19 protein-coding genes are annotated in these 20,388 nt (G+C 48.4%); 8 read left to right on the top strand and 11 right to left on the bottom strand.

The annotated features are described in order from the left end of the window. Positions 1-307: 307 nt before the first annotated feature. From AC3WRW_RS16480 to AC3WRW_RS16465, 4 genes are all read left to right on the top strand, one after another. The gene (locus tag AC3WRW_RS16480; RefSeq protein WP_492547390.1) at positions 308-898 is read left to right on the top strand and encodes an ArsR/SmtB family transcription factor; all 591 of its coding nucleotides are present in this window, start codon (positions 308-310) and stop codon (positions 896-898) included. A 14-nt stretch (positions 899-912) separates the two neighbouring features. Next, positions 913-1,209 carry a hypothetical protein gene (locus tag AC3WRW_RS16475; protein ID WP_492547389.1) on the top strand — a complete coding sequence of 99 codons (297 nt, stop codon included), beginning with the start codon at positions 913-915 and terminating at the stop codon, positions 1,207-1,209. Between the two features lie 36 nt (positions 1,210-1,245). Next, complete coding sequence (gene clpP, locus AC3WRW_RS16470; RefSeq protein ID WP_492547388.1) at positions 1,246-1,827, top strand: ATP-dependent Clp endopeptidase proteolytic subunit ClpP; 582 nt, start codon at positions 1,246-1,248, stop codon at positions 1,825-1,827. Between the two features lie 163 nt (positions 1,828-1,990). Further along, a complete protein-coding gene (locus AC3WRW_RS16465; protein ID WP_492547387.1) occupies positions 1,991-2,188 on the top strand; it encodes a hypothetical protein in 198 nt (65 codons plus the stop codon). Positions 2,189-2,405: 217 nt separating this feature from the next. Here AC3WRW_RS16465 and AC3WRW_RS16460 read toward each other — a convergent pair whose 3' ends face one another. The 9 genes from AC3WRW_RS16460 to AC3WRW_RS16420 all read right to left on the bottom strand — a co-directional run bounded on the left by AC3WRW_RS16460 (position 2,406) and on the right by AC3WRW_RS16420 (position 10,153). Next, complete coding sequence (locus tag AC3WRW_RS16460) at positions 2,406-3,581, bottom strand: M24 family metallopeptidase (protein ID WP_492547386.1); 1,176 nt, start codon at positions 3,579-3,581, stop codon at positions 2,406-2,408. Positions 3,582-3,634: 53 nt separating this feature from the next. Continuing rightward, positions 3,635-4,117 carry a hypothetical protein gene (locus AC3WRW_RS16455; RefSeq protein WP_492547385.1) on the bottom strand — a complete coding sequence of 161 codons (483 nt, stop codon included), beginning with the start codon at positions 4,115-4,117 and terminating at the stop codon, positions 3,635-3,637. Positions 4,118-4,141: 24 nt separating this feature from the next. Then, positions 4,142-4,567, bottom strand: a complete 426-nt coding sequence (locus AC3WRW_RS16450) for a hypothetical protein (RefSeq protein ID WP_492547384.1) — start codon at positions 4,565-4,567, stop codon at positions 4,142-4,144. Then, positions 4,564-4,710: a hypothetical protein gene (locus AC3WRW_RS16445; RefSeq protein ID WP_492547383.1), complete on the bottom strand. Its 147-nt coding sequence runs from the start codon at positions 4,708-4,710 to the stop codon at positions 4,564-4,566. The genes AC3WRW_RS16450 and AC3WRW_RS16445 overlap by 4 nt, the downstream gene beginning before the upstream one ends. 179 nt (positions 4,711-4,889) lie before the next feature. Next, a complete protein-coding gene (locus AC3WRW_RS16440) occupies positions 4,890-5,597 on the bottom strand; it encodes a hypothetical protein (RefSeq protein WP_492547382.1) in 708 nt (235 codons plus the stop codon). 173 nt (positions 5,598-5,770) lie between these two features. After that, entirely contained in the window at positions 5,771-6,484 is a 714-nt protein-coding gene (locus AC3WRW_RS16435; protein ID WP_492547381.1) for a type II secretion system F family protein, read from the bottom strand. 223 nt (positions 6,485-6,707) lie between these two features. Further along, positions 6,708-8,147, bottom strand: coding sequence for an ATPase, T2SS/T4P/T4SS family (locus AC3WRW_RS16430; protein WP_492547380.1), 1,440 nt, complete (start codon positions 8,145-8,147; stop codon positions 6,708-6,710). A 24-nt stretch (positions 8,148-8,171) separates the two neighbouring features. Continuing rightward, a complete protein-coding gene (locus AC3WRW_RS16425) occupies positions 8,172-9,410 on the bottom strand; it encodes a CpaE/TadZ family protein (protein ID WP_492547379.1) in 1,239 nt (412 codons plus the stop codon). A gap of 32 nt (positions 9,411-9,442) precedes the next feature. After that, positions 9,443-10,153: a CpaB family protein gene (locus AC3WRW_RS16420; RefSeq protein ID WP_492547378.1), complete on the bottom strand. Its 711-nt coding sequence runs from the start codon at positions 10,151-10,153 to the stop codon at positions 9,443-9,445. Positions 10,154-10,461: 308 nt separating this feature from the next. Here AC3WRW_RS16420 and AC3WRW_RS16415 point away from each other — a divergent pair, with 308 nt between their 5' ends. The 4 genes from AC3WRW_RS16415 to AC3WRW_RS16400 are packed head-to-tail and all read left to right on the top strand — an operon-like array spanning position 10,462 to position 13,622. Next, positions 10,462-11,400 carry a permease gene (locus AC3WRW_RS16415; protein ID WP_492547377.1) on the top strand — a complete coding sequence of 313 codons (939 nt, stop codon included), beginning with the start codon at positions 10,462-10,464 and terminating at the stop codon, positions 11,398-11,400. A 15-nt stretch (positions 11,401-11,415) separates the two neighbouring features. Further along, entirely contained in the window at positions 11,416-12,327 is a 912-nt protein-coding gene (locus AC3WRW_RS16410; protein ID WP_492547376.1) for a TIGR03943 family putative permease subunit, read from the top strand. 60 nt (positions 12,328-12,387) lie between these two features. Continuing rightward, a complete protein-coding gene (locus tag AC3WRW_RS16405) occupies positions 12,388-13,059 on the top strand; it encodes a hypothetical protein (RefSeq protein WP_492547375.1) in 672 nt (223 codons plus the stop codon). Further along, on the top strand, positions 13,059-13,622 hold the full coding sequence (locus AC3WRW_RS16400; RefSeq protein WP_492547374.1) for a HupE/UreJ family protein: 564 nt from the start codon (positions 13,059-13,061) through the stop codon (positions 13,620-13,622). Before AC3WRW_RS16405 ends, AC3WRW_RS16400 begins: the two co-directional genes overlap by 1 nt. A 57-nt stretch (positions 13,623-13,679) precedes the next feature. Here the strand turns inward: AC3WRW_RS16400 and AC3WRW_RS16395 are convergent, their stop codons facing one another. Beyond that, the gene (locus AC3WRW_RS16395; RefSeq protein ID WP_492547373.1) at positions 13,680-18,743 is read right to left on the bottom strand and encodes a cadherin-like beta sandwich domain-containing protein; all 5,064 of its coding nucleotides are present in this window, start codon (positions 18,741-18,743) and stop codon (positions 13,680-13,682) included. A 680-nt stretch (positions 18,744-19,423) separates the two neighbouring features. Further along, entirely contained in the window at positions 19,424-20,383 is a 960-nt protein-coding gene (locus AC3WRW_RS16390) for a PfkB family carbohydrate kinase (RefSeq protein ID WP_492547372.1), read from the bottom strand. Positions 20,384-20,388 lie beyond the last annotated feature (5 nt).

Raw genomic sequence — 20,388 nt, 5'->3', positions numbered from 1 at the left:
AAAAAAATGAATGAACTGCGTCTTCTTTAGTGCTGTTCTTTTTCTTCGACTGCCAGATATTTAATTTTCATGGTAGTTTAAACTCGTGTGCCTCCCTACTACTACAAAAAACGTTCACCCAAGTGAGTGAACGCCATAGAAGAAACCTTCTTATCTTTATTTACTACTTCAACACTTTATTGTCTAATTCAAGACTTTAATGTCTCCCGACACATTATTAGCATACACACCGCCCATTGACATTCCATCTTCCACGTAATAAAATATTTTTACGTAACATATTCATTGTACTGGAGGAAACCTCTCCATGCTAAAAGATATCCAAGACAGGTATTACATCGAGTCTCCCGAACAAGCAACAGTCCTGCTGAACCCAATTCGCGGCGAGATCATCGCGCAGCTTCTGGAGCCGGGATCTGCCGCTGAAGTGGCACGAACGCTAGGAGAAACTGCGCAGCGCATCAACTATCACCTGAAGGCCTTGGAGAAAGCAGGTCTCGTTCAGCGAGTCGGCACACGTCAAGTGCGCAATCTTGTGGAAGTGCTGTACAGAGCCATCGCCAAAACCTTCGTTCTGGCAGACTCGCTCAGCATGAAACCGGAAACTGTGCAAAAGCTGAAAGACCAGAGCTCGCTAGCGCATCTTGTCACGACATCGGAACGCATCCGAAGAGATGCGATACTGCTCATGGAGCAGTCCGATGTGGGAGAATTTATTCCCAGCGCCACCCTTCAACTGCAGGTACATCTATCCGATGAGGGGCAAAGGCAAGCTTTCATCGAGGAGTATGCCGCTTTGGTGGAGCAGCTCGTGAAACGTTACGCTATGCCTGCAGGCAAAGAGCAGCATGATCCCTATCACGTATTGTTAGCCGTGTACCCGAAACCGAAAGAATGAGGAGGCTGCCTAAGATGAGCAATAATCAGGAGCATGAAACGAATAAGCCGCTGAAGGATGCTGCCCATGAATCACCTGTAATTACGTGGGAGAAAGCTTTAGTTGAACGGTCAATTCACGAAAATGACAAGGTGATTCCGCTCGACGCCTATCGCCGCCAAAGCGAGTCTGAATCAGAAGCTACATTTAACGTTCGTACCTTCCCCGCCTTTCAAGGAGAGGAACCTATCCGTCTCATCGTCGTTTCCTCCGGGTTTGGTCAAAAGCTGCCTGTTTCCCATCATACGGTGCAAAGCAAAGCCGCTGCCTAAAATCGGTTATCTCTTACAAAAGAAAGGATGAGTCCTATGAGTTTCATACCTATGGTTGTTGAACAAACGTCGCGCGGCGAGCGCTCTTACGATATTTATTCCCGTCTGCTCAAAGACAGAATCGTGTTCCTCGGAACAGAAGTGAACGATCAGGTCGCCAATGCGATTATTGCCCAGCTGCTTTTTCTTTCTGCCGAAGATCCGGAGAAAGATATTTCGCTCTACATTAACTCACCTGGGGGCTCCACATCGGCTGGATTAGCCATTTATGATACGATGAATTTCATTAAGCCTGACGTATCTACAATTTGTGTCGGTATGGCGGCATCCATGGGTGCCATTTTACTGACGGCCGGCGCACCGGGCAAGCGATTCGCTCTGCCGAATGCCGAAGTTATGATCCACCAGCCATGGGGCGGCGCTCAAGGGCAAGCCAGCGATATTCATATTCGCGCCCAGCATATCCTCAAAACACGCCATACCCTTAACCGCATTCTGGCAGATACGACAAAACAACCAATCGAGAAAATCGAATTGGATACAGACCGTGACTACTTTTTGGAAGCCGAAGATGCAAAAACTTACGGCTTGATTGATAAGGTTATTGAGAAAATCTAATCTAATGACTAAACGAGAGAGCCCTCTGGGGCTCTTTTTTTAACAACTGGACAGCATAGATCGCTGTCTCTGGCTGCACAGTCTGAACTGTTAAGCAGAGTAGCGCGGAAAAAAGCAAAGCTAGAGCGGAAAAGAGAAAAGTGGAAGAAGACAGTGTGGAAAAATGCAGAACGGGGCAAGCGGAGTGGAAGAAAGCAAAGCGGAAGAAGGCAAAGCGGAAGAAAGCAAAGCGGAAGAAAGCAAAGCGGAAAAAGGCAAAGCGGAAAAAGGCAAAGCGGAAGAAGGCAAAGCGGAAAAAGGCAGCGGAGATATAACCAATGGGAACAATAGTACGCTATTTCCTCAAAAAACTAGCTTTTAGCCAATCAGCGGGAACTATGATCCGCTATATTCCGTTTTTATGCAGCTTGAGCCCAACATGGGGAAAATAAGACCCTATAGGTTCCCAATAAGCCTAATAGCAGCGCATTTGGCTCAAATAGAGCCCTGTATTTCCCTCCCACAACAAAATGAAGAGGCTGCCACGAAAGCAGTATAGTCTACTTTCGGGACAACCCCACCTGAGGTATATGGATATCTTATATACGGATTACGCCATCCCTCGATATCGTCAGCTTCTCCCATCCGCTATCCGTGATCAAGTACGTATCCTCAACCCCGACCACCCCGCGGCCAGGGAAGGTGAACTTGGGCTCAATCGCGATGACCATGCCGGGCGCCAGCGGGTATTTGAAGCCTTTGGCGAGAACGGGTAGTTCATCAATCTCGAGCCCGATGCCGTGACCAAGAAATTTCACTTGGTCGGCGCCGTACCCCATGAAGTGGGCGCTCAGCCCCGCTTCCTGTACTTGATCCAGCGCGAGCAGATACAGATGCTCGGCAATCACCCCAGGCTGCAGCCTGGCTTCCGTGGCGCGGAGCACCTCCTCCGCCACGTCATAGGCACGCTGCAGCTCCGGGTCCAAATCGCCGATCACCAGCGTCCGCGTCTGATCGATCAAATACCCGCTCGTCATACAGCCGATGTCGACGAGGATCGGTTCGCCGCGCCGAATCAGCGTGCGGCCCGAGCTCTGCGGGCTGGACGGGTGAAGCCCTGTGCCCCCGGCCGGCCCGTCGAAATAAGTCGGCACCGCTGCCGACGCGCCTGCCGCGACCATTCCGGTGATCAACTCGGAATTGTACGCGCGCATGCGCATCAGCCCTTGGTGCCCGCGCAGCCGGAGCTGATGCTCGATGAGCGCCATCAGCTCAAACTCCGCCATCCCCTCACGCACGTGAGGGATGACCGCCTCCAGCGCCGCGTCGACGACGCGGGCGGACTCGCGAATCGCCGAAACTTCGTCCGGCGATTTAATCATCCGCTGCTCGCGCACGAGCAGCGAGCCGTCCTCCCAGACCGCGCCGGGCAGCGCGGCCTGGAGCTTACCATAGAGCTGGACGGGCAACACGTCCAGCTCAGTCGCGATCCGCAGCGGCGCATCCGCTGCGGACCCGCGCGCGCGAAGACGCTCAGCCAGCGTCTTCCAGGAGCCCAGCGCTTCCACGTCCGCTGACGCTTCCTCCTCCGCGCGGGTCAAACTGCGGCGAACGAGATAGAGCGCTTCGCCCTCCGCCGGTATAAACAAATACCCCGTCTGCATCGAGCCGCAGTAATAATATATATCCACATGGTGGGTGACCAGGAAGCCCGACCACCCTCGCTTTAATAACTCCCCCTGCAGCCACTGCTGCCTTTCCCGAAAAATCGTCATTCGTACCTCTCCTTACACTGCCAAGAATGTACACCTCACCTTCTATTATACATTCAAAATACCATTTCCGCAGAACACTTCACCGTCCAGGCAATTGGCTGTAGAACCGTATAGGTTCGAGGGTACTCCATGCGAATAAACATGATCACCCCCGGCCGGTTCAGTGTAACCGAGTACCCGTAGGCCGAATTCGTATACGTATACGGAAACACCTCCCCATGATTAACAATCTTAAATAACTCTACGATAATCCCCTTCTGCAGAAAGGATCCCGGCAGCGGAACATTCGCCGCATCCAGCCGCAAATTCGCTTGCAAATACTGTCCTGCCGCCTCCCTCGCCTTCTTCTCATCTATGGCATGAATGCCCTCTGCCAGCTTCGCTTGATCGCTTTGCTGAGCCGCCGCATGAACAGCACGATTCAGCGCATGTTTCCCATAAAAAAGCGTATGCATCGCCACCTCCTGATCGGTTTGCAAAGCATACATCGACATGATCAGCACACTCATTAACACCGTTAAAAGCAGCTTGTACAACGCACCACCTCAATTGCTCCGTCCTTAAGGCACATATTCGCTCATTTTCATTCCCATTGCCCCCATCCGGTCAGATTCGGAAGGAACCGTAATGCCGACCAAACGGTCGATGACAAAAAGCCGATGATACGGATACGTCAGCTTTAGCCGCAATCCCGCCCCCCTCCAAACAGGGGCGCTTGCATCAGTTCCCCCGACTCCGGTCGTCGTTTCTACCGTATACACAAGATCACCCGGAACGAAGCCTCTTGCTTTCATGCGAATCCTCGACTCCTTGATCATCGCGCTGTCGATATACCCATGCCTGCCGTTAGCGCCTATTTCCAGCAAATAATCGACCTCCTTTTGCAAGACCGCCTGCCGCACAATCAACACATGCTTATACACCGGTGCAAACATGAGCCAACAAAGCAATGCAGCCAACATTACGAAAACCAGAATCTGCTTCATGGATCAATCCGCTCTATCGTTCCATTGATTTTCGCCCCGCTGTGGCCAACTTGCTTCCGTGTACCCATATTCCCACCAACAATACTGTTGTATAAAACCACCACCACCGCAATCAGCATCACCGTCACTAAGATAGACCTCACACTAACCTTCCTCCCTAAGGAGTTAATGCCGTAATATCCGAATTGGCCTTGGAACCGTGTGTCGAAATATTCCGTCTTAATCCTGTCGAACCATCATTAACAATGGATGTAAAAAGAAAAGCTACCACAATAAGCATCATTACCGTGATCAAAATATTCCTCATCGTCCTGCACGCTCCTTAATTAATCCCATGAAATAATCGCTGGCCTTCTGCCACCCACGGGTACATGAATACCCGAAACGTATTCAAAATCGGCAGTCCCGCAAGCACAAACAGCACGTAAGAAACCGTCTCTTTCCTACCGTCGCGGACCAAATCCATCTTCTCTTTGTAATCTTGAATTCGCTGCTTGAGCAATTCGTAATAATCTGCGCGTTCATTCAGCCTAAGGGCATTCAGGGTCTCCCCAAAGCTGTGCGCTTCGTCTGTTCCCAGCCGTATTTTGAACTGGGCGATCGCCGCTTCAGCACCTTGATACCATTCATTCAGCAGTAGACCGAATTGCGTCCTGATCGACCGAGTCTGCGGTGCGCACAAAGAAAGCTTGGCATGCAAACTCATTCGCGAGTCATTGTAATACAGCAAATGATGACTAATGACATAAATCTCCCGAACTATGCGATGTGCCCTTTTGGCTTTCAATTGAACCAGCGCCTTTTTATCGAAAAACAGGAAAATGAGCACGCACAGCGCCGCCGCCATGACGTAGGCAGGTTCCATATTCAAAGTGACCACCGGGTGCTTCAAAGCGATATATCCCGCACCCCCTGCCAAGAAAGCCGCACACATCAACAATCTCTTCGTCCCTTCATAGAGTCCGGCATTTATCCGAAATCCACAACCCAGCAGAAGCTGCCGCTTCTCTTCCACCCTCTTCACTTTCAACCTCAAAAGCTTGAATAGCCATGGAGGAAGCTGTGCCTCCTTCAGATTACGTAAGACTTCAAACGATCTCCATCTTTTCGCCCGAACGGGAAGAAGCATAAATCCGTGGTACACAGCCATCATCAATAGCACAAAAAGCAGCACATGAAATATGATTTGAATCCTACTCACCCTCACATTCTTCGCATCGAAAGATATATGCCCATTAAAAAAGAAACAAAAATAAGCAATAGCGCATCCAACAGCATATTTCGCCCAACTGGATCAACCATATAATACAAATAAGCGTTGTCTGCATTAACCTTGAAATTAATGAATAGAAACAAGGCAAGAAACAAAATCGGCGTAAAATTGGCAATCCGAATTTCCAATAACCGATTTCGCTCCAACTGATCGAAGCGCTGCGCTTTCCTCATATCGACAATCAATTCCTTGAAGCTATCGCCGACATAGCTCCCTTCCGTCAAAGCGACACGCAGAATGCCGATAAAATAATCCCCCCATGCGTGACCCAAAGTGAGAGAGAAAATGCGCAAGCTCTCCTCCGTATCTCTTTGTGTCATTAAATTGCGGTATAATTGTTCAAAAACAGGTTTTATCGGATACAAAATACGGTTCTCCTCTAAGCAATACTTCAATGCCATTTTGATGTTCTTATGAGGATCAACCATATAGTACTGATAGAAGACTTCCACTACCGGCAGAAACTCCAGCCGGGTTTGCAGCCTGATACTGACCAGCTTAAGTCTGAGCAGCATATAGGGCAGCGACATGCAGATAAACGTTAAAACAAGCACGCCTTTCACAGACTGGAAAAACAACGCCCCTGCCAACAGTCCGACGAGAAATAAAATTAGGCTTACCGTCAGCATCGTCTGCATGCTCATGCCCAATTCGACGGATTCCATCATCTCCTTCACATGCTTAAACAAACGGCTCCTATTTCCCAAATATTCGCTGAATCGATGGCCGAACGCGGACATTTTGACATAATGCAGCCTGAACCTGGCTTTCCTTTGTCGGATAACAATGTGTAAAACGGACCTTATAACCAAGAATATCAATACGAACAGCAAGAGTAGAAAGACATATTTGGCAATAATCATCCCTTTACTCGCCTTCTTTCTCAATAAAACCGAGCTTCGACAACAAAGCATGCCCCGCTTGGTCAGCCTTACCGATTTTCCGCGATGCAGGTTGCGACAATTTCCCGGGAAATTTCCACCCATCTGTCGACTTGTCATAAACTGCGAGATCCGTGACGCAAACCTCTTCATTTTCGAACCGATATTCGACGATCCGCACAATTTTTCTTTTCCCGTGAACGACAGCCATTTCCATCCCGATTTGTGTCACAAACTCGGTGATTCTTTTCCTTAAGCGGAGCGGATTCATCCCTCGGCCATCCAGCATGCACATATCTGTAATGGCATCCGGCACATCCTCCAATTCACTAACATGGACAGAAGTGATGCTGCCTTCATGCCCCCGCGTGCAGGCCCTGACATAAAGATTGGCGTCATCGTCCCGTATTTCGGCATGACAAATCCGTTTCGGCGATTGCCTTAAAGCCAGCTTAAAAGCCTGCAAACCGGAATGTCTCGGATCCTGGTCATCAATCTCGTATTCGACGATATTTTTGTGCGGAAAATCCCGCTTTAAATTCAATTCGAACCGCGATTCGATCGTAATAATCCTTTCGTTATCATCCATCTCAGCAATGATCGCTTTAATGAGATTCGTTTTACCAGAATTCGTCGGGCCGATCACGACCATATTGAAATACGAGCGGATCATGCACCGGATCAGCACTTCCATGCGATCGTCCATCGTGGCAAGCTCAGCAGAAGCAAGCACGGCCAGATCAAATCGCTTTACCGTATAAAAACGAATCGTCAACGTCGGTTCAGCCGTGAACCCAAACCCCGTCATCGTCACACGGGATCCGTCCCGCAGCACAACCTCGGCCCATTTTTTCCTGGGATTCAGCGTATCGTTATTAAAAAGCACCAAATTTTGCTGAATTCTTTCCAATTCGCGTACAGATGGCAGAACATAACCCGAAGGCAAGGCGTATCCGCCTCTCACCTCAAAAATTTGTCTGCCGACAACCTGAATCTCTTCAAGTCCCTCCTTCTGCTTGAGCACAAGCTCAAGTACATTCATCCCGATGATTTCGGCAAAAATCGCCTCCGGCAGCGTCGTATACCCGCTCGTCCGGGGAGGCCGGCCCGTGAGTCTTCTTTTCGACACAATATCATGGATAATGGCGAGAAGCTTTCCACGCTCCTCTTCATATCCGAGAATAGCCCGATTTAATGTCTCGTTATAGAGCTGCTTCTCCTCATCCGTCCTGCCCTTCATCCCGACAAGCTCGCTTCGTATTTCCTGCACCCATTGTTGAAAAATCACATCTTCAATCTCTGTGCCAAGAGACCTTCCTAACATGCGGCCCGATCTCACATCCGTTTGCAAACCTATGGTGTCAGCTTGTTCCTCCGTTTTCCGTTCATGCATATAGGTAATAATCGAAAACCTTTCCTCGTTCACTCCTCTCACCTCATTCCCGGTTCATTAACTGGCCGTTTTTCTCCCTGTCATAAGCTTTTGCAGCCAGGTGGCTTGCCGAATATTCTCCTTCCTCGGCAGCTTATAAAAGTCGGCGAACTTCAACGCTACATCTCTAACCTCCTCGTACATCAGATGGCTTGGACTTAGCATGTCGAACAGCTTCCCTTGATTGCAGCGAGCAAGCGCATCGCCATGCCTGGATACTTGCCCCATCAAATGCAGCTGCGTCTCCTTCCGAATATCTTTAATCGTAAACTCATTGTGTTTGGCATGCTTCTCGGTTTGAACCGCCATCAGCTCAAAACGATCCGGCTGCAGCCCAAACACCGAACCGACCTGCCTGATCCACCTTGAAAAGTCCTCTTGAAATTGTGCAATATCCGCTGTTGTTACGACGACCTTGCTGTCGGCTTCCAATAATCCGCAGACCGTTGCCGCATTGTCCCAATACGCATTGACCTCGATGATACAAATATCAAAAGTACGCCTGGCTACGCGCAGCAAATGCACAATTTCCGATGGCGTGAAAAATTCCGCCTGTTCGCGCAGCATATTCCCGTACAGCACATGCAGTCCCTGCGCTTCTCTCGGTTGATCGCAAACGAGCAGCAGCCTCTCTGGCGTGAGACTCTGAGCTTTGAGTTCCGCCCTCAGGCCGTCGAGTGTAAATACTTGATCGTCTTTCCCTAAATAGCGATGAAGCTTTGAGCTTTTTAAATTTAAACAAAGATAACCGACCCTTACACTCGTCTCCATAGCCAGCAAAGAGGCAACGCCAAAAGAGGCAAGCGTCGTACCTATATTGGGGGTTGAGCCGATAAAAGTAAGCAATTTCCCCGCCGGCTGCCCGGATGCCTGTTCTCCCGTCCCTCCATCCACCCAAGCCCGAATATCGTCAGCAATAACTGCCGTGCTGCGTCCTGGTTGAATGTAGTCAAGCTTCATCAGCTTGCACATCTTGACATACTTTTCATTCATTGATACGTCATGATAATTGGATAGCATAACGATCATTTTCAGTTCCGGGTTCATCTGCTGCAAATGCTCCAGAAACTCCTCCAAACCGCCAAAGTCAAGCTCGCGATCCGAAATAATCATATGAGAAAAAGCCTTCTCTTCCCCTAAACTGGCGGCCAGCTCCGCCGCAGACGGCGAAACAACCCAGTTCACAGGCTGTCGGTAAACGACGTGAATAATTTCGTCAATTAAACGTTGATCGGTTGAAAGTAATCCGACATTCACCTCTCCTACCTCCTTTCCATTCGCTAATCCCATTAATCTTCTCTCAAAATGGAAGAGGAGCTGAATGCAATCACCAGCTTTGCTTTCTTCGTACTGCATAAACGATCGATCTCCAGCCATTCATTCTCCGTTAAATTCAGGTTAATCTGGTCAATAGCCCCGTTCGCTTCCAATCGGGAAGCATACATCTTCTCCTTATCTCCTTCCACCTTGGATAGCAGATTAGGATTCTTCGGATTGTCCACTTCCACATTGGCGGATGATTTGACCGAGGCAACCTTTATCTCTTTTTCATCAAAAAGCCGCCTTGAACTGCTGCCATCGCTACCAGACACATAGAGCCGGACCCGATCTCCAGCGCGAATGCCATTAGACACAGACAGCACATATTCTTTAGGAATTTGAAAAGTCGCCTGCCATTCCGCCGGGAGCAAATGATAGCGGTTCACCTTCCATTTTAAAATCGGTTCCTCCTTCCCTAGCGGAATCAACGTCTCCAGCCCGACAATCTCATTCAAGTCCGACATCATACTGCTCGTGAAGCTCCCTTTTTGAACCGATTTCAGCTCTACCATATCCTCTTGAATCAAAACACCGGCCCGGATAAAATCTTTCGGAACCGCCACCTGAACCGTCTGCTGCAGCTCAACCTGATTGACTTGCAGCACATACACCCCGTACACAAGCATTGCTGCCATAATTGCAGACACCAAGCCGATTAGCAGGCTTCTCCTGCGATTCACCTTCTCACCTCCTTTTCCAAATAGCCCACAGCTACTTATTCAGCGACAAAAAACAAAAAAACGCAGCTCTCGGACATTCATCCGAAATCTGCGTTCTTCGCCATTTAAAAATATCATAGAATCTTCCAATTATCAACCTACAAATATCACTTTTGCGTGCATGCAAGCGAAATCTCTTAATAAAATCTTAACGATTGGGTGTTGTAGACATAACAATTGACTGCTAAAATTAGTACAAAAATCACAATAAACAAATTAAACACAATAATAAATAGTTGTTGTTAGTTGTTTATTGAGGAGGCGACTCAATGAGTTTTCTAAGCGATTTTCGCACCATGGTGCTCGGCATTTTATTGGAGTCGTTCCCTTTTATTCTGCTCGGCGTCATCATTTCTGCGCTGCTGCAAACCTTTATTAGCGATCAGACCCTACAGCGATGGATACCGAAAAAAAAGATTCCCGGCATCCTTTTCGGATGCTTGCTGGGCATCATCTTCCCGCTCTGCGAATGCGGAATTATTCCTGTCGTGCACCGGCTGATTCGCAAGGGCATGCCGCCTTATATCGGCCTCGTATTCATGATGGCCGGGCCGGTTATCAATCCGGTCGTGTTCACGTCCACGTTCGTAGCTTTTCGGGCTCAACCGGAGATGCCTGTCGCCCGCATGGTGCTGGCCTTTGCCGCTGCGGCACTTATCGGGCTGTGGGCTGCTCGTGTCGATGGCAATTCTATCCTTCGCACGCCGGTGAGCAACACGCATGATCATACCGCTTCGAACAAAAAAAGCCTCAAACGCCCGCTCCTGGGCAAAACCCCAAAAGCAGCAGCATGGAAAAGTAAATGGCATGAAACGCTCGAACATGCCGCCATCGAAATGTTCGATGTAGGCAAATTTTTGGTGTTAGGCGCTACCGTTACAGCTTTGCTCCAAACGGTCGTAAGCAAGAAATGGCTGCTTGCATTAAGCGACGGGGACTTCACTCCGCATTTGTTTATGATGGGACTCTCCTATGTTCTTTCCATCTGTTCCACTGCAGACGCCTTCGTTGCCGCTACGTTCATTCCCGGTTTTAGCCTTGGCTCCGTGCTCGCCTTTCTCGTTTTTGGCGCCATGCTCGATATCAAAAGCACCTTGATGCTGCTGAAAGTGTTCCGTGTCAAAACCGTCGTGACGGTCATGATCCTATCAGCCGTTGTTGTTCTGCTAGGATCGGTCGCATTCGATCGGCTGTATTCGTACTTATAGAATGGAGGGATAACTATGCACAAATGGTCGAGGTTCGCGCATCGAACGATACGAGCTGCCGTCTTAATTGCATTCGTCATTTTTATTGTCCAGATCAGCCGTTCAGACGCATTAATCTATTATGTGGCTCCGAGAATGACACTCTGGGTGAAAAGTCTTGCCGTCGGCATGTATATTCTGGCAATGCACCAGCTCTATTTGGCGGTTCGGGACATCCGATCCAAGGGAAAAACGCCGTCAATCGCATGTTCATGTTCGGCGCATAGCCATAGCCACGATCAATGGAATTCAAGCGTAATTATCATGTACGGGGGTTTGATCATCCCGCTTATCCTTGCCTTTTCATTTCCCAATGCGGTATTAGGAAGCCAGATGGCAGCCAAAAAAGGGTTGAACTTTACACCTTCAGCCATACTGGCCCTTAATAATTCCGGCGATGCAGGCCCAAACCTGGTTCCGAATGATAAGCTGCAAGTAGATGCCGGGCCGGCTTTTCCGTTTAACGATTACACCAAGCCGTATGCTAAGCGGGCTGCGGAAATGTACAACCAACCACTCACGTTGATTAACGATGATATGTATATAGAATCGCTAACGTCGCTGGATTTGTATCAAGACCAATTTATCGGCAAAAAAGTGCAAATATCAGGCTATGTTTACCGCCTCGACAGCATGAACAAAAACCAATTCGCCTTGGGAAGATTTTCGATGCGCTGTTGTGTTGCGGACTCCGTGCCGCTGGCTATCCTAGTTGAAACCGATAATCCTGAGCAATGGAAAAACGATATGTATGTTGTTGCTCTCGGCACCATTGAGAAACGAAATTTCGACGGTAAAGACGTGGTAACGATCGTCGCCAAAACCATCGATACACAGAATGCGCCGTCAAATCCATATGTATACCAAAATGCTTACTTTGGAAGCTAGCGCATCCAAAAGAAGTAAGCTCCTCTTAACCCCGCAAGCAAAAAGGAGGGAATTAAATTCTTGAAAACCAACAAATACGTTGCTGCCGTAATGGCCTGCACAATGATTTGCTTCTTCTTGACGAGGACAGCAACAGCACACAATTTAGATGTCGGTTTTTCTAATATCACACTCAAGGAAAACGGTCTGCGGTACGAACTGCTGCTCCTTCCGGATGAAATGAGTCCACTTCTTCGTCTAGATCTGGATCGAGACGGTGCAGTTACAATGGAAGAAGCCAATCAGATGAAACCAGATTTAGAGAAGTTAATCGCACAATCGTTGTCCGTTAAAGCGGACGATGTCGAATTACAGTCGAATCTTGAGTCTTTGGAGATCACTCAACGAGGCCCGGGAATTCCGATGGTTAAGTTGGACCTTGACTATTCTTTTGGAAAGAAAGTCGATGAAGTGGTTATTAACTATAACCTCTTGTTCAACGTAAGTCCGTTACATCGCAACCTTGCAACGGTTACTTTACTTGACGGTTCGGCAAAAGAGCATAATTTTGATAAAAATAATCGAATCTTAAATCTTTATATAGACCCTGGCAGTCCGAAGGCGCTTGTTAATCAACTAGTCAAGATCAAGATTCCAATCTGGATGCTGTTTATGACGCTGCTGCTCATAGGAGCAGTAATCATCATAATCATCTATTTTAAAAGACTAAAAAAAATTAGGAGGAAAAAGTGATGTTGGAATTATCGATTCCCGAATGGCTAACTACGGTATCGAGTTATGTTTGGATGGGCATGGAGCATTTATTTACAGGGTATGATCATTTATTGTTCCTATTAGGTCTGATTATCGTCCGTCTGAAGTGGAGTGAATATTTGAAAATCATCACATCTTTCACGGTCGGACACAGTATAACTTTGGTGTTAGCGGCACTGGAAATTGTAGAGATTCCCGGGGCCATCATTGAACCTTTAATTGCTTTAAGCATCGTATTCGTGGCAGCAGAAAATATGTTGCGCAAGCAGTATAAGTGGCGGTGGCTGATTACAGCATTATTCGGTCTTATTCATGGGTTCGGATTCGCAGGTCTTCTAAAGGGGCGTTTTTCAGGGGACGTTGCCTTGCCGCTCTTTTCCTTCAATCTGGGAATTGAACTGGGACAACTGGCTGTCTTGCTTGTTCTGCTGCCGATCATTCATAAAATTGGACAAACTCGTTGGAAAGTCCAGACGGTTTATAGCGTTTCAAGCATAATCGGCATATTCGGAATTTATTGGTTCCTCGAACGCGTGATCTAAAAAAGATCGCCATTCCTCCTGCTTTTCAGGTGGTTTGGCGATCTTTTTGTGTATTAACTATTTCAACAAGTTATAAATGGCTTGTGCAGCCTCCGCACGGGTCGTATGCTCATCCGGTACGAATAGCCCTTCTTGGCGCCCTGTCAACAACTTCGCTTTCAGCGCACTGTTTACATATGGCAATGCCCAGTCGCTGATTTCGGATGCATCCGAGCTTGTTGCTGCAGACGGCTCAAGCTTCGATCCTGTCCGGTGCTCATAAGCACGTACGAGCATAACGGCCATCTCTTCTCTCGTAATACTGCGATTCGGCTCAAAAGCTTGCTGTGAATTGCCGGAAATAATTCCCGCTTTATAGGCGGCAGCCACTTCCTTGGCATACCAATCTTTCCCTGCAACATCACTGAACGGAGACGTTTCCGCAGATGCAAGACCTAGCGTCCGAGCCAACAGCGCTGCGAACTCGGCACGGGAAATATCTTTGCCGGGCGCAAACGTCGCTTCCGCTGCCCCATTTACGATATGTTGGGCGGACAGCTCTAGAATCGTCGCGTATGCCCAATGCTGCTTGGTCACGTCAGCATATGTTTTCTCCAAAGAAAGCACCGCATATTGACTGAGTCGGCTAGTACTCACTTCGATGGCGGTATTTCCGTTTACACGCTTTCCGCCCAAGTAGGCGAGGCTTCCGTCTCCCTTGATCTCGTAGATGCCTGCCAGCTTCGGATCCATGCCCGCAGGAATCGGGAACGTCATCGTTACCGGCTTTCCAAGCTTATCGAGGCTGAATTGTTTACCTTCTGCATCTGTTGCGAAAATGGAGAGATCGACCATCTGTCCGCCCAGCTTATAGATACCGTTGTCCTTGCGGCTTGCTTCCTTCAGCGTCCGCTCCGCTTGCTCGGCTGCAACCGGTTCGATTTTCACAGTAACCTCAGCCTTGTTGTCAGATGCCGGAATCAGACTGCTTGCGGATTTCAACAAATCGCCGGGAACGGTCAGTTTTACGTTCTGAGCCTGAATTTGCAAAGAGCGTCCGTCAAGCTGCTCGGCCTGCTCCACCGGAATCATCAGGCGATTCTTTCCTTCCGGTAATCCGACGGATACGGTGGCAGAGCTCTGTTTGATGTCCTCGTCCTTTATGGTCGCTACGTCTTCCGGCAGCTTCGGTTTCTCCGGCGTTGTCGATGGTCCTGATGAAGTTGTCGAGCCTGGGCCCGGATCTGGATCTGAACCTGGATTTGATAAACGTTTAATCGTAATTGTATAAATTTTGACCGTGCCATCCTGTGCCGTTACCTTAACGGTAATCGGATTATCGCCGACACTCAAATTCTCGCCACCACTCACGATTACGGTTGCAGCAGAGTCCGCTTTCGTATAGGTTACGCTTGTCACCGTCGTGCCATACGGTACCGACAACGCATAGTTCAGCTTGTCCGGTGCGAATTCGCTCAATATCTTTCCATTCACACTCAAATCAAGCAAGTTTGCATTGGACGATGCCATTTGAGGCTGTCTGGTTACGACAATCGTATACGTACTCATGCTGGTACCGTCTTGCGCCGTCACCGTAACAGTGACTGGATTATCACCGACGATTAAATTGTCCCCACCACTCACCACTGCGGTTGCAGCAGAGTTAGCTTTCGTATAGGTTACGCTTGTGACAGTAATGCCATAAGGTACCGACAACGCATAGTCGAATTTATTCGGAGCAAATCCGCTTACCGCCGTTCCGTCCACCTGCAGATCAATCAAAGAACTGTCGGACGATAGCGGTTCAGCATGTCTGGTTACTACGATGATATAGGTTTTCTCGGTACCGTCTTGCGCCGTTACCGTAACGGTAACTGTATTATCGCCGACGATCAAATTCCCACCGCCACTTACCACTACTGTTGCAGCAGGATCAGCAGCCGTATAAGTTACACTAGTCGCCGTTGTGCCATACGGCACTGATAACGCATAGCCGAGCTTATCCGGCGCGAAGCCGCTGGGCGTAACGCCATTTACTTTTAAATCCGTCAAAGCTGCATCGCTGCTTGAAGCCTTTTCACCAGTAAAATCAATTTCGCTCATACTGGTATAGGTTGCGACTGAATCATAGGTTCCGGTCACGACGAATTTCACATACCGGCTCAGCAGTGTTTTGTCCAAAGTAACATAGTCCTTATAAACCGTACCTGTCCAGGTCTTGCCAAACGTACCGGTAGCCTTGTTAGCCGCATTACCCAAGAATGCAGGATCATTTAAGTCGGCCAGATTATCCGAGGCGTACAATTCAAATGTTTTGGGGAATGCCATATACGATTGATTGGTACGGCTCTTTCTCTGAATACCAGTGATCTTATTCGTGTTCTTCATATCGATAATGACCCAATGCGGGAAAGGAGCAGCCTGCGCCTGATATTTGGTATGCCAAATCGTCGACTCTTGATCGTCGAGGATGTTTTTCGCCTCATCATTGTCATTGTCAGCATAAGAACTGTAAGAATTAATTGAGAAATTAGTCTTCGGTATGAATACGTACTCGACAGCACCTTGCGCTGCTTTCAATGCCCAACTCAAATCGAGGTAAGCCTGATCGATCGCTGTTGCAACAGAACCCGATGTCAAAGATTTTGCTGCAGCAATTTGAGCCGTCAGTTCATTTTGAACCTGTACAGGAAGTGATAGTCCTGTTGTACCCGCAATTTGCGCTGCGAATTGCTCAGCTTCTTGAATTTTTGCCGTCAATTGATTGAAATTGTATAAACTCTCCGTCGTCTCTCCTTTATAGGAATCCGACAACGCCTTGGCTTCCGTGGCAGTCAGAGCGCGTTTCCATATTTTCAAATCGTCCAGCGTAACTTCTGCTCCACCATTTCCTTTATTGCCATCTACTCCGAGAAAAATGTTAAAAGAAGTATCAAGGCTGGCCGTACCTAATGCAGAGATGTCCTTGGTTGCCTTTACAACACCGTCCACGTACGTTGAAGCTGTCTTATTCGTCCTGTCTACAGATAATGTGAAGTAATGCCACTCTACTCCCACATTTTGAGCGGAATAATCGATACGATTGCCTCCAGCAGCCATGTTAAGAGTCATGTAGTTCGTAGTAGCAGGGCCGACATACCAGCCGGGATTTCCACCCGAATTCCAGTTTTTATTGGCGAGAACCGTCTGATCTCCTGCCAAATCCCCTTTGTGCCAGAACGAAATCGTGAAGCTGCCATTTCCGAACTTCAAGTCTGATCTATCGCCGAGATCAACATAATTAGCATTGCCGGCTGCAATGCGGACGGCTTGATCAGATTTGCCCGGGACAAAGGAAACATCACCGCTTTGGACAGCCTTACCGGTTACGCTTGGAGCAACGTCATTGAGATTGCCATCGAATTTCATATCAGACACGAGCCCGTTCCACATTGTAGAAGGATCTATCGGTGTCAATTCCGGTGCCGTTCCTGCGGTCCGGTAGGTGGTCTGCACAGGAGTGCTTTTGTTCCCATAAACATCCACCGCTGTAACGTTGATCACATAGGAAGTAGCCGGATTCAAGTCGGCCAGCGGAATATTCATTCTATTCGGAATCGGTGAAAAGTAGTAATCCGACAAAACGCTGTACGATTTCATTACCTCAGCAGTTCTCTGATTGAACAGCTTAATTTCATAGTGGTGCATGGACTGATCGTCTTTGGCTTGCCGGAAAGAAAGCACCGGCACATTATTTGCTCCCGGCAGCATTTTGATATCGGGGTTCGCCGGAAATTGAGGCGCCGTTTTGTTGCGGTTGCTTGTTGTGTACGTGAAGTTGCTTTTAATTTCCGCATTAGAATTACCTTGTAGCTTCACAACCCACTTCTTTCCTGCCAATGCACCAGCACTGGAGTACGGAGGCGGGGTGCCGGCTCCTTCTTTTCCTATGCCTTGCCATATGCCTCCATCGCTGATAGACCTTGGATCGCCGTTATACTCCACTCGTTCGATCTCTATGCGATCTTTGTATACCTCAATAAACTCCGATTGATTAACAGGGAATAGGTTACGACCATCCATTAGACCCTCATTCGTTACAGCAGCATACCCTCCCTCTGTCTCCACATAAGACATGGAACCCAGATTGATCGCTGTAAAGTCTTTCTGGTAAATGGAACGATCATCATTAATATTTAAATGCGAGTGTCCGGATAAGACGATAACTTGCGGAAAATCCTTTAAATCCACATTCAAATTATCATTTGAAGACTGCATGCCGTCCATAACTGTATTTTTAACTGGATGATGTAAGGTAATAAAGATCGGTTTGTTAAGATTCGCCGGATCACTCGTCAGTGCTGCGAGTCGCCCTTTCAGCCAATTTCTTTGATTCATGTCACCATTATAGTTATTACCATTCAAGAAGATAAAGGAGTAGCCTTTGATTGTTTTCTCATAATAACCGTTCGACTGACTTGTGAACCATTCATCCGGATAACCGGCTTTGACTTCTGCTACGCTGGCGTCATGATTGCCGATGGCAATCTGTACAGGCATATCTTCCCAGCCTTTTCGTGCCATCTGCTCCTGGAAAACCTCGCGAACAAAAGCATGATCGGCTCCCTTGCCGTCGTAATTGTCATTGATTAAATCGCCTCCGATCACAATGGCATCCGGCTTGAAAATGGAAGATATCACATTAAAGTTGCTGGTGTACCTTGCTTTCGTACTAAGTTTATCCTCCGGTGTGTTAGTTCCGATATGAATGTCAGACATCGCTGCGAATTTCAGCAGCGGCTGCTCGGCGGTCTTAATAATGTAGCCGTAAGTCCCGGCTGTACTCCAAACGCCGTCTTTCAGAGCAATCACCGAGATGTTCGTTGATTCCGTCAAGACGATCGGAGCTCCGGTGAATTTAAGGCTGGTTTCGTCAGGCAATGTGCCGTCCAGCGTGTAATAGATGTCCGCACCTGCGGTCGTGGTGGAAAGGGTAACACTGACGGTCTCCACATAACGCCCTGCGGGTAAGGAAGGCACTGGCTTGTCGACGGTTACCGAAGCAACTGCAACCGGGATAAAACCTGCTCCCGATGAGTAAACAACTGAACAAGCAATCGTACATGCCATTAATGCGGATACGAATTTCTTGGTATTTAACATGATGAGTCCTCCTTTTATTAACGTAGATTCATAATCCGTACAGCCTCATGTACGTTGACAATGACAGCCCCGGCATAAAATTCTGACTGACCAGTTGAATTTCCATCCTCCCTTTTTAATAAAACAACACAAAAACATATGAAGTTAACTTATACAATTGTTTTTGTTAGTATTTAATTGCATTTTATTGGTTTTTTATTCGTGCAGTGTCAATTTAATGTTGTGAATTTGTAAATATAGTGGAGCGAACAGAGGAAAATCAGGAGATGTTACGAAACTGCGAGTCTTATAAATAAGTAGGATTGATTGCCTCGATCAAAGATCCCCCCCATATCGCCTTTTTCATAAAAACAACTTAAAACAACTACAATTAATTAATATAAGTTGATTTACGTTGTTTTTATGATCAAATTATATGTTGTCATTTATCAGGTGTCAACAAATTAATGTTAATATATATGACATTTACCATTTTATTTTTAGGTTTTTCGACTGAAATGAGAAAATACATTTGAAAAACCACACTTTAATGTAATATTTAATCACACAATAGTCACATGAAAATAACCAAAGCGCCCTGCCCCCTACATACACGAGAAAACGCAAAAAACCTCTAAACCAGCCATCCCCATGGAATGACCGTATTTAGAGGCTTAACTACGGGATTTGTAAATTGCCGTTTATTGCACTTCCGCAAGCGTCGGAAGCGCAGGAATCGCGCCGCGGCGCGTTGTGGTGATAGCGCCCACGCGATTGGCAAAGCTGAATACGCGCTCGGCGACACCAACTTCGGCAAGCGCGTCCACGATGTTTGCAGGCGTCACGCCCAGCGACGCCAACTGAAAGAGCATGCCGCCGACAAAGCTGTCGCCGGCGCCTGTCGTATCCACGGCAGCCACTGGCACGCCGGGGATGACGACATCCTGCCGCGCGCTCACAACGCGGCAGCCCTCAGGGCCTAAAGTGATGATAATCACTTTAGGTCCGCGCTGCAGCAGCTGCTGCGCCCCTGTGGTCGCGTCCACGCCGAGGAGGAATTCGATTTCCTCCTCGCTGACTTTGACCACATCCGCAAGCCCAAGCTGCGCAAGAATTTCCGCCCGAGCCGCTTCGGCGCTCGGCCACAGCGCAAGGCGCACATTGGGGTCGTAGGACACCAATGCTCCAAGATCTTTCGCTCTGCGCGCTGCATCCAGCGTCGCGGTGCGGCAAGGCTCGGTGATCAAGGACACCGAGCCGAAATGATAGACCGCGGCGTCTTCCAGCCACTGCGTCTGGACTTCGTCTGCGCGCAGCAGCATGTCCGCCGCCGGGTCGCGGAAAAACAGGAAATCGCGCTCGCCATCCGCGCGCAGCGAAACAAAAGCCAGACCGGTCTTCGCCTCATCGGTCTGGATGACAGCCGTCTGCACGCCGACTTCGTCAAGCGTGCGCACGAGGAAATCGCCGAAAGGGTCCCGGCCGATTTTGCCGATAAACCTGGCGTCGCCACCGAGCTTGGCGACCGCCGCAGCCACGTTGGCCGGCGCTCCGCCCGCCGCCCGCTGGAAGCTCGTCACGTCGGCCAAAGCCTGCCCGTTCACTTCGGGTACGAAGTCAATCAAAAGCTCACCTAAACATACGATATAGGATTTACGCATAAGTC

It is taken from the genome of Paenibacillus sp. FW126-R14 (assembly GCF_058789495.1).
Note: the sequence above shows the minus strand (reverse complement) of the source record. Positions and strands in the feature narration are given on the sequence as shown.

Bases quoted from the DNA above. Each gene is read 5' to 3' on its own strand.
- AC3WRW_RS16480 (WP_492547390.1), top strand. From the start codon at position 308: ATGCTAAAAGATATCCAAGACAGGTATTACATCGAGTCTCCCGAACAA.
- AC3WRW_RS16475 (WP_492547389.1), top strand. From the start codon at position 913: ATGAGCAATAATCAGGAGCATGAAACGAATAAGCCGCTGAAGGATGCT.
- clpP (WP_492547388.1), top strand. From the start codon at position 1,246: ATGAGTTTCATACCTATGGTTGTTGAACAAACGTCGCGCGGCGAGCGC.
- AC3WRW_RS16465 (WP_492547387.1), top strand. From the start codon at position 1,991: ATGCAGAACGGGGCAAGCGGAGTGGAAGAAAGCAAAGCGGAAGAAGGC.
- AC3WRW_RS16460 (WP_492547386.1), bottom strand. From the start codon at position 3,581: ATGACGATTTTTCGGGAAAGGCAGCAGTGGCTGCAGGGGGAGTTATTA.
- AC3WRW_RS16450 (WP_492547384.1), bottom strand. From the start codon at position 4,567: ATGAAGCAGATTCTGGTTTTCGTAATGTTGGCTGCATTGCTTTGTTGG.
- AC3WRW_RS16435 (WP_492547381.1), bottom strand. From the start codon at position 6,484: ATGAGCATGCAGACGATGCTGACGGTAAGCCTAATTTTATTTCTCGTC.
- AC3WRW_RS16415 (WP_492547377.1), top strand. From the start codon at position 10,462: ATGAGTTTTCTAAGCGATTTTCGCACCATGGTGCTCGGCATTTTATTG.
- AC3WRW_RS16410 (WP_492547376.1), top strand. From the start codon at position 11,416: ATGCACAAATGGTCGAGGTTCGCGCATCGAACGATACGAGCTGCCGTC.
- AC3WRW_RS16400 (WP_492547374.1), top strand. From the start codon at position 13,059: ATGTTGGAATTATCGATTCCCGAATGGCTAACTACGGTATCGAGTTAT.
- AC3WRW_RS16395 (WP_492547373.1), bottom strand. From the start codon at position 18,743: ATGTTAAATACCAAGAAATTCGTATCCGCATTAATGGCATGTACGATT.
- AC3WRW_RS16390 (WP_492547372.1), bottom strand. From the start codon at position 20,383: ATGCGTAAATCCTATATCGTATGTTTAGGTGAGCTTTTGATTGACTTC.